This is a genomic window from Ohtaekwangia sp. (assembly GCF_036786105.1).
Taxonomy (GTDB): domain Bacteria; phylum Bacteroidota; class Bacteroidia; order Cytophagales; family Cyclobacteriaceae; genus Ohtaekwangia.
This window is the reverse complement of record NZ_DAIQRQ010000073.1, coordinates 1-9,580: the sequence shown is the minus strand read 5'-3', so window position 1 is coordinate 9,580 and position 9,580 is coordinate 1. Positions and strand designations below refer to the sequence as shown.

Here is a 9,580-nt window from a genome sequence, read left to right as displayed (position 1 = left end):
ACAGAACGAAAGCCAAAAATTCTTTCTGTGCAATTCTGTGAGTTCTGTGGGAAATAAAATTCAGAAATAATAACCCCCTCTGGCATCGATGTGAACCGGGCGAAGTTTTTTCGTTTTGTCGAAGTCGGTATACACCCTCTGGAGGTTCTTCCAGAAGTTGGTCAACGCAGGTGCATTTTTGTATTCCTGTTCCAGAGCAGCAAACGAACTTACATCCAGTGCCGTAGGAAAAATGTGCACCGGTATACTGGCTTGGCCATTGTTGCGCGCCTCTACGGCGAGTATATACAATTCTTTGATCTTATCGTCCGTAATGGGAATACATCCCACCGTAACGCAATTTCCATGAATATAGATGGCACCACCCGGATGCCTGGGGTCGCTTAATATCCGATCGGAGGCATTCGGGTAATTGATCCCTAACGACAAATGAAAATTACTCTGCGGATTGAAGTGATTGATCTGGTATATACCTTCCGGAATTTGCAAATCGCCTTCTTTTCGTTTGGGCCCTATGCTGCCTGAAAAGGTGCAAAAAGGATATACTGTAAGTAATGAATATTGCTCCTTGTCCTGCTCGCGCACCCATACTTCCAGTTTCATTTCCTTTTTAAAAGCCCGTATAAAAAGGTGGAAGCCATCAAACCGGATATCCTTCTCCTGAAAAAGCCTTTTTACCGCATTTTCCTTTTCGGTATACGCTTGTTTTACCCGTTCAAATTTTTGTTGATGCTCTTTAAATGAGTCAGTTTGTAACAAAATAATGGCCATGACGAAAACAAACTTCATAACTTCTGAAAGTTTACAATAATGATTTTAAATTACGAATGTTTTACATCACATAAGTCGGGCTTTTGGGTGGAATTCAAGGACAACGCCCTGACAACATGTAAAACTGAAAATCTTATTGATATCGGATTCAAAGAACGATTAATCAAGTTAGCAATATGATCATGAGTTATATCCTGGTGGCGTTGGCCAGTTCATCGGTAACGGCACTGGCGTTTTACTGGCTCACCAAGCGAAAGGAGGTTAAGCAGGCTGCGCAGGAGCACGACCCTACCGTGGAACAGATCCCGTGGACACGGGTAAATGAATTTATTGAGCATGACCGCCAGCGCATCTCCAGTGATCTGCATGATGACCTGGGCACGGTGCTCAGTCTTATACACCTCGATCTTGACCTGGTAATGCGCGAGGCAGACGCACTGCCTCCCCATGTAGAAGCCAAGCTCATCGTAGTAAAGCGAAATCTTAACCGCACCATCGAAAGCATCCGGAATATAATCTGGAATCTTTCTCCTGATTTTATTGAAGGCATGAGCCTCAACTTTGCCATTCGCGAATTGTGCCACAAGCTCGATGCGCTGAAAGGAACGCACATGCACTTCGTGCAGAGCGGCAATCCTGTGCCAATCAATCAACGCCAGAAGCTGAACCTGTTCCGCATGGTGCAGGAGCTTTTTTCAAACGCCATCAAGCACTCAAACGCCTGGAATATTTCCGTGCACCTGCATTGGGAAGATGAGTTGCTTACCATCACCGTAGAAGATGACGGCTCTGATTACAGGCGCAAAGAAAATGAAGAAAAGACATCGGGTATGGGAACGATCAACCTGGCGAAGCGTGCCAATAGCATTGGCGCCACGTTCAGAAGAGAGCCGATCGCTCCTCGCGGCCTTCGTGTGATCATCGAATTTAATCCACGGCAGAAAGACAACACCGACAAATTCCCGTTGATGCCGCTGAGTGCATCAGCCTAGCACCCCATTCTTATAGGCATACGAGATCAACTCGGCTACATTGCTTGTCTTGGTTTTGCGAAGCATATCTTCGCGATAACTGTTGATTGTATTTTCTTTCAACGAGAGCCTGTCGGCAATTTCTTTGCTCGATTTACCAAGCTTCAGGTACATGAGTATATCGGCTTCGCGTTTGCTGAAACGTACAGAGGGAGCGTTGTTAGCCTTCTCTTCCTTTAGCAACGAAGGATGAATCATAGACGTGATATATTGCTTGCCGGAGAGCACGGTTTCAACTGCCTTCTTGATCTCCTTCGATTCACTGTTCTTCAACAAAAATCCATGTACACCAGCCTGCACCAGGTGTGCAATCATCGCCTCGCCATTATACTGCGTCAATACAATGATGCGGACATCGGGGTGATCGAGCATTACCTGTTTGGCAACCTCCATTCCATTCATTCCCGGCATGCCGATGTCGAGCAGCATCAGGTCAAATTTATTACTACTTAAGGCATCCAGCGCCTGCTGCCCGCTGCTCGCCTGCTTCACCTGTGCTTGCGGATAAAGTTTATTCAATACAAGAGTAAGTCCTTCGCGAAATAACGCCTGATCGTCTACAGTAAGAAAGGATAACGGTTCCATGTTTTATAAAATCATTTGAGCTAGATCTTTCAATAATATTCTAAACAGAGATAAAAACCCATCCCGGATTTATAAGGTCGGGGATGAATCGATGAATCTCCAATGCCAAATTTAAGTATTTAAATTTTTCTGAGAGACTTTGTGAAAGTATTATACAACCTGTTGCATACTGCCACAGTGGGCAACTATATATGTGTACAATATTAAAATGTAAAAGTACATTTGCAACGCATCAACCAGTATTTCTATTTGTTTGTATTGCCGTTGCTTGATGGTGATACAGAATCAAGTGAGGAATTCTGTCAACAGGTACCCTGAATAATTTTTTTGCAACTATTCCTTTTGTTCGGCTTCCTTGTCTTCTTTTTTCTCCTCCGGCTTGGGTGGTGGCGGAGCGAGTTGCATGTGAAAGCCGGTTACGTAGTATATTTCATTTTTCAGCAAAGCATCATATATATTGATATTAATGCTCTGCTGAATATCCATAAACTTATTATAGTCGGGGTCTTGCACAAAATATACCGTCTCATAGCGCAGGCTCCAGTCGCCATACGCAGCAAAATGAGAACGGTCGAACTTTGTGAGCGGTTCGTGCTCGATCACGGAGCGGATTAAATCGGGTATAAGCTTGAGCTTTTCCAGCGGCGTGCGATAATCAATGTTAAGTGTAAAGATCACGCGCCTGGTGAAGAGGCGCTTATAATTATGAATGCGTGCACCCGTAAGGTTGGAGTTTCCGATAACGATCTGCTCGCCCGATAAACTTCGTATGCGGGTTGTCTTCAACCCGATATATTCGATCGAGCCCATCTTGTCGTCAACAATAATAAAATCTCCAACTTCGAAGGGACGATCGAAAAAAATTACAAAGTAATTGAAAAGGTCGCCCAGGATATTCTGCGCAGCGAGGGCTACCGCTATACCGCCAATACCCAAACCGGTAATGATGGTAGTTACATTATAGCCAAGATTATCGATCAGGAAAACAACGCCGAGTATCCAGATCACGATATTTACCAGCAGCATGACACCCGCCAGCTGTTTAATTTTTTCTTCACCATTCTCCTGCCCGCGGATATAGTGTTGCAATACCAACAATATGGTAGAAGAGAGAAGCCTTAACACAAAGAACGTGATTACCACGGCCGTAACAATGCGCAGTACATTTTCCGCCTTGGCCGAAAGCTCCAGGTAGGTAAGCCCGGCGTAAATAATAAAGTAGTTCAGGGCAGGAACACCGAAGCGCTCTATACTTTTCACAATAAAATTATCGCCCTGGGTTGTTGTTTTATCGGCCAGTAATTTCAGGCGTCTTAGAATGGTGCGTTTAAAAAGCCGCAGGAGCAACGTGCCAAGTACAATAATGGAAGCTGCGATCAGGTAGTCCAGCACCGTGTTGTGAAAATATTCCCGTTCCAGAAGCTGATTCATATTTTGTTCTGTCAAATCTCAAAGAATATAAAAATGAATGCCAGCCGGACCGGTCACTGAAGCGCACAATGGTAGAACTTAAAAGTAAAACAGTTTAACTGCTATATATTTCAAAAAAAAACATCGTTCTTTAGGGAACTCTAACCTGATACAAAAAACCATGAACAGTTTGCCCTGGAAAAAGATCGCCATCGGTGCAGTGGCGGTCATTATCGTTGTTGCCGGAATTTTCTTCTTCACAAACAGTAAAGGCACCAAACCCGGCCCCAGTTATATCAACCCCGCCTTTGGCGAGTATATCACTTCCTATACTGCCGGTGTTATACCTTCTGGTTCTACATTGCGTATCATTCTTGCAAAAGATGCCGTAGACTCTTCTCTTATCGGACAGGAAAGTTCTGTAAAGCTGTTTTCGTTAAGCCCTTCCGTGGGAGGTAAAACGGTGTGGCTCGACCGGCGCACGGTCGAGTTTATTCCGGAAGGCCGCCTTGCTTCCGGGCAGGTATATAGCGTAAGCTTTGAGCTTTCCAAATTGCTGGAAGTACCGGCTGAACTCGGCACATTCGAATATACCTTCCAGGTAATACCGCAGAACTTTGAAGTATCGGTTGATAATATAAAGCCTTATGTGAAAACGGAGCTGAAACGTCAGAAGATTGAGGGCACACTTTCTACGGCCGACTTTGCCGAGAATGCTTCGGTAGAAAAAATGTTGCTGCCGGCACAGGAAGGTAAATCGCTTCATGTTACATGGACACACAATCCGGATGGTAAACAGCATTCTTTTATTGTAGAAGATGTGGCACGAAAGGACCAGGCAAGTAAAGTAACGCTTGCCATTACCGGTGAGCCGTTGGGTATAGATCGCAGTGAAGCCGAAGATGTGGAGATACCTTCGCTGAGCGATTTCAAGCTGATGAATGCAAAGGTTGTGCAGAACCCCAATCAATATGTTGTGCTTCAATTCTCTGACCCGTTAAAAGAAAAGCAAAACCTGGAAGGCCTTATTTCTATTACAGACCTTGCCAGTCTCGATTTTGATATACATGACAATGAGATATGGGTATATCCGTCCGTGCGCCAGAGTGGCTCAAAGACAGTAACGATCGAAGCTGGCATCCGGAATATACTCGACTATAAAATGAAGAACAACGCTACGGCTGAGGTTGTGTTCGAGCAGGTATCACCGGCCGTACGCTTTACAGGCAAGGGATCTATATTGCCCAGCACCGATGGTATGGTGCTGCCGTTTGAAGCCGTTAACCTGAATGCCGTAGATGTAACGATTGTAAAAGTTTTTGAAAATAACATTCTGCAGTTCTTCCAGGTAAACAACCTGGAAGGAAACCAGGAGATGCGAAGGGTAGGTAAAAAGATCATTACCAAAACCATTCAGTTGGATAACACAGGTGTTACCGACCTCGGTAAATGGAATCGCTTCACACTTGATCTCTCCAAATTGATCAGTACAGAACCCGGTGCTATATACCAGGTGAAGCTCAGTTTCAAGAAAGCCTACTCAACCTATAACTGCGATGGGGAAGAAACCACGGGAGAGGAGGTAACAAGCCAGTTTGAAGAATATGAAGAAGACTATGGTTATGATGAAGGCTACTATGATTCGTACGATGAATATTACTATGGTGAGGATTATGACTGGGAACAGCGCGATAATCCGTGCCATTCGTCTTACTATACATCAAACAGAAGCATCAAGCGAAATGTACTGGCTTCAGATCTGGGCCTGACCGCCAAAAGTGGTGATGATGGAAATATACTTGTATTTGTAAACGACCTGAAGACTACACAACCATTGGCAGGTGTTCAGTTGGAGCTATACGATTACCAACAGCAATTGATTGGTTCCGCTTCAACCGATTCGGATGGTAAGGCAACGATCAACTCCAAAGAGCAGCCTTTCGCAGTGATTGCGAAGAACGGTACACAGCGCGGCTACCTGAAAATTACCAATGGCGATGCGCTTGCTGTAAGTAACTTCGATGTATCCGGAGAAGTAATACAGCGTGGTATAAAAGGATTTCTCTATGGCGACCGCGGTGTATGGCGCCCGGGCGATTCGCTATACCTGACATTTATACTTGAAGACAAAAACAAGCTGATGCCGCCTTCACACCCCGTGGTGTTCGAAATGTATAACCCGCAAGGGCAGGTGGTGAACAGGCTGGTTCGTTCAACATCTGAGAATGGCTTCTATAAATTTGCTACCGCTACCAGTGCCGATGCACCAACAGGCAACTGGACAGGGCGCGTAAAAGTAGGCGGGACTGAATTTTCGCAAACGCTAAAGATTGAAACCGTAAAACCCAACCGCTTAAAGATCAACCTCGATTTTGGTATAGATCGATTCACTTCATCCAATGCTACCGGCAAGCTTGATGTAAAATGGTTGCACGGTGCTCCGGGTCGTAACCTCAAAGCGGAATTCGATATGTTATTGGTGAAAGTGCCTACACAGTTCCCGAAATATCCTGACTATATATTTGAAGATCCTGCGCGCGAGTTCAACAGCGAAGCACAACCGGTGTTTGAAGGACTTACGGATGACGAAGGTAAGGCAACCGTAAATGTAAGCCTTGAATCAAATTCTGCTGCACCCGGATTTTTAAATGCCATTTTCCGCGGCAAAGTATTTGAAGAGAGCGGAAACTTCAGCATCGACCGCTTTAGTATACCTTACTCACCTTATCAAAGCTACGTGGGTATGAAAGCTCCGGAAGGTGAGAAGTATAGCGGCATACTATATTTTGATAAGCAGCATACGATAGACCTCGTAACGGTGGATGGTTCCGGCAATCCCGTGTCGCGCAATGATCTTGATATTAATATGTACAAGCTCGGCTGGCGCTGGTGGTGGGATAACTCCGAAGAGAGCCTGGCGAATTATGTGGAAGGATCCTATTCTAAACTGGTAAAGAGCGGCAAAGCAAAAACCGTAAATGGCAAAGGTTCGTGGACGTTTGAGATGAAGCAAGGTGAGTATGAATATGGAAGATACTTTGTGCGGGTGTGCGATCCGGTATCGGGCCATTGTACGGGGCAGATTATTTATATAGATGAGCCTGGATGGTATAGCCGCAATCGTGATGATGATTCGCGCGGAGGTGCTACCATGCTTTCATTCTCTGCAGATAAAGGTTCTTATAACATTGGCGAAAAAGTAAATCTCACCATACCAGGTGGTGCCCAGGGTGGCCGCGCATTGGTAAGTATCGAGAATGGCAGCAAAGTGCTGAAGACCTACTGGGTAGAGACACAACAAGGCGAAACGAAGTTCAGCTTTGATGTAACATCCGAGATGACACCGAACGTATATATACATGTAGCGTTGCTGCAGCCGCATGCACAGACGGTAAACGATCTTCCGATACGTTTGTATGGTATCACTTCCATACGCGTGGAAGATCCGGCTACACACTTAGAGCCGGTCATCACGATGCCGGATGTACTTGAACCGGGCCAGGAAGTTTCTATTAAAGTATCGGAGAAGACGAAACGTAAAATGACCTATACGATAGCCGTTGTAGACGAAGGTCTTCTCGATATAACGCGTTTCAAAACACCGGATGCATGGAGCCGCTTCTATGCACGTGAAGCACTGGGTGTACGCACTTGGGATGTATACGATGATGTGATGGGAGCCTTTGGTGCTCGTCTTGAACGACTGCTGGCCATTGGTGGTGATGCGGAGGCAGCACCTAAAGATGATGATGCCCGTGCAAACCGCTTTAAACCTGTCGTAAAATTCTTCGGTCCGTTTACACTGGATGGAAGTTCGAATACACACACGTTCGTGATGCCGCAATATATAGGTTCGGTGAAAACAATGGTGGTAGCCGGCTATGAAGGCGCGTATGGGAAAGCAGAGAAAGCTACACCGGTACGCAAGCCGTTGATGGTGTTGGCTACATTACCGCGCGTGCTCGGCCCGGAAGAAACATTGAAGCTGCCGGTAACATTATTTACGCAAGAGAAAGGTATAAAGAATGTAAAGGTAGATGTGAAAGTATCCGGTCCGCTTACAGTAGCGGGTGGCGCAAGCAAGTCGGTAGCGATGCCTGCGAGTGGCGACCTTACAGTTGATTTTGATGTAGCCGTGAAATCGGAAGCCGGTATAGCAAAAGTAGAAGTAACCGCCAGCGCGGGTAAATTTACCGCGACTGATGTGATTGAGATCGAAGTACGCAACCCGAATTTACCGGTAACAAAAGTAACAGAGTCATTGCTGGAAGCAGGCAAGACATGGACAGCGGAAGCTATACCATTTGGTATCAGTGGAACTAATTCGGCAGTGCTGGAGATATCGAGTATGCCACCGGTAAATTTAGGATCACGTTTACGCTACCTCATTCAGTATCCACATGGTTGTATAGAGCAGACCACTTCTTCGGTATTTCCGCAGCTATATTTGAGCCAGGTGAAAGTGCTTACGCCGATTGAACAGAAGAATGTTCAACGCAACGTAACGGCTGGTATCGAACGACTCAAGTCATTCATACAACGTGATGGCGGATTTGGCTACTGGCCCGGTGCTGAAACTTCAGACTCGTGGGGAACATCGTATGCCGGTCACTTTCTAGTAGAAGCAGAAGCTAAAGGATATTACGTTCCGGCCGATATGTTGAAGCGTTGGAAGAAATATCAGAAGAATAAAGCCCTTGAATGGAGACGAAACGATGCATACTATAGCAGCGATCTTCTGCAGGCGTACAGACTATATACATTAGCATTAGCAGGATCGCCGGAAGTAGGTGCAATGAACCGCTTACGTGAACAGGGTAATCTCACATCAACCGCTGCATGGATGCTGGCAGCTTCTTATGCCAAGGCCGGTCAACCAGAAGCGGCTAAGAAATTAGTGGCAAATCTTTCCACGAAACTTAAGCCCTACCGTGAGCTGAGCTATAGCTATGGCTCTGATGTGCGTGACCGCGCGCTTATACTCGAAACACTTTTGTTACTGAACGAAAAGACAAAAGCATTTGAAGTATTGAAAGAAATATCGCACTACCTCAGCGATTATGGCTATTGGATGAGCACGCAGGAGACAGCGTTCTGTCTGAAAGCGGTAGGTACATTTGCCAGCGTTGAAAAGCAAGGCGCACTGAAGTTCTCTTACACACTGGGAGGCAAGACAGTGGATGCCAGCACTGACCTGCCCATTGCACAAGTGCAGATACCAATAACAGGCTTGAAAAAAGAGAATATAAAAATAGTAAGTGAAAGCAAAGGCATGTTATTCGCGCGACTGATTATGGAAGGCACCCCGGCCCGCGGCCAGGAAGAGAATGCTGAAAGCAACCTCGCGCTGAACATTCGCTATACCGATACAGATGGTCGTGAGATCAGTCCCGTGCAGTTAACACAAGGCACTGAATTTATAGCGGAGGTTACCGTTGCGCACACAGGTATACGTTCTGGATATGAGAACCTCGCGCTATCGCAGGTGTTCCCTTCAGGATGGGAGATTAACAACCTGCGTTTGCAGGGAGATGAAGAGTTTGTCAAATCATCGCCATTCGATTATCAGGATATCCGTGATGACAGAGTATATACTTATTTCAGTTTATATACCAACGAGCGCAGAACTTTCCGCGTTATGCTCACAGCAAGCTACGCGGGGTCGTTCTATCTTCCCGCAACTACCTGCGAAGCTATGTATGACAAGAGCATCTACGCCCGCCAGAAAGGTCAAGTAGTAGAAGTGGTCAAACCAGCCGCGCAGTAAAATTATTTCCCACAGA

5 protein-coding genes are annotated in these 9,580 nt (G+C 45.8%); 2 read left to right on the top strand and 3 right to left on the bottom strand.

Translation table 11 applies throughout. The features are described 5' to 3' along the window. Positions 1-60: 60 nt before the first annotated feature. Positions 61-789 carry a L,D-transpeptidase family protein gene (locus tag V7Q33_RS20715; RefSeq protein ID WP_331975727.1) on the bottom strand — a complete coding sequence of 243 codons (729 nt, stop codon included), beginning with the start codon at positions 787-789 and terminating at the stop codon, positions 61-63. 158 nt (positions 790-947) lie between these two features. On the opposite strand from V7Q33_RS20715, the gene V7Q33_RS20710 reads away from it, so the two are divergent. Further along, positions 948-1,763: a sensor histidine kinase gene (locus tag V7Q33_RS20710; RefSeq protein WP_331975729.1), complete on the top strand. Its 816-nt coding sequence runs from the start codon at positions 948-950 to the stop codon at positions 1,761-1,763. Here V7Q33_RS20710 and V7Q33_RS20705 read toward each other — a convergent pair. Together V7Q33_RS20705 and V7Q33_RS20700 are read right to left on the bottom strand one after the other, a co-directional pair. Further along, positions 1,755-2,387 carry a response regulator transcription factor gene (locus V7Q33_RS20705; RefSeq protein ID WP_331975731.1) on the bottom strand — a complete coding sequence of 211 codons (633 nt, stop codon included), beginning with the start codon at positions 2,385-2,387 and terminating at the stop codon, positions 1,755-1,757. The two genes, V7Q33_RS20710 and V7Q33_RS20705, sit on opposite strands and share 9 nt — an antisense overlap. A gap of 333 nt (positions 2,388-2,720) precedes the next feature. Beyond that, positions 2,721-3,818 carry a mechanosensitive ion channel family protein gene (locus V7Q33_RS20700; protein WP_333821119.1) on the bottom strand — a complete coding sequence of 366 codons (1,098 nt, stop codon included), beginning with the start codon at positions 3,816-3,818 and terminating at the stop codon, positions 2,721-2,723. 160 nt (positions 3,819-3,978) lie between these two features. On the opposite strand from V7Q33_RS20700, the gene V7Q33_RS20695 reads away from it, so the two are divergent. Continuing rightward, complete coding sequence (locus tag V7Q33_RS20695; protein ID WP_333821117.1) at positions 3,979-9,564, top strand: alpha-2-macroglobulin family protein; 5,586 nt, start codon at positions 3,979-3,981, stop codon at positions 9,562-9,564. The last annotated feature ends 16 nt before the right edge of the window (positions 9,565-9,580 follow it).

Excerpts from the sequence above, each read along its gene's own strand:
- V7Q33_RS20715 (WP_331975727.1), bottom strand. The coding sequence starts at position 789 with ATGAAGTTTGTTTTCGTCATGGCCATTATTTTGTTACAAACTGACTCA.
- V7Q33_RS20710 (WP_331975729.1), top strand. The coding sequence starts at position 948 with ATGATCATGAGTTATATCCTGGTGGCGTTGGCCAGTTCATCGGTAACG.
- V7Q33_RS20705 (WP_331975731.1), bottom strand. The coding sequence starts at position 2,387 with ATGGAACCGTTATCCTTTCTTACTGTAGACGATCAGGCGTTATTTCGC.
- V7Q33_RS20700 (WP_333821119.1), bottom strand. The coding sequence starts at position 3,818 with ATGAATCAGCTTCTGGAACGGGAATATTTTCACAACACGGTGCTGGAC.
- V7Q33_RS20695 (WP_333821117.1), top strand. The coding sequence starts at position 3,979 with ATGAACAGTTTGCCCTGGAAAAAGATCGCCATCGGTGCAGTGGCGGTC.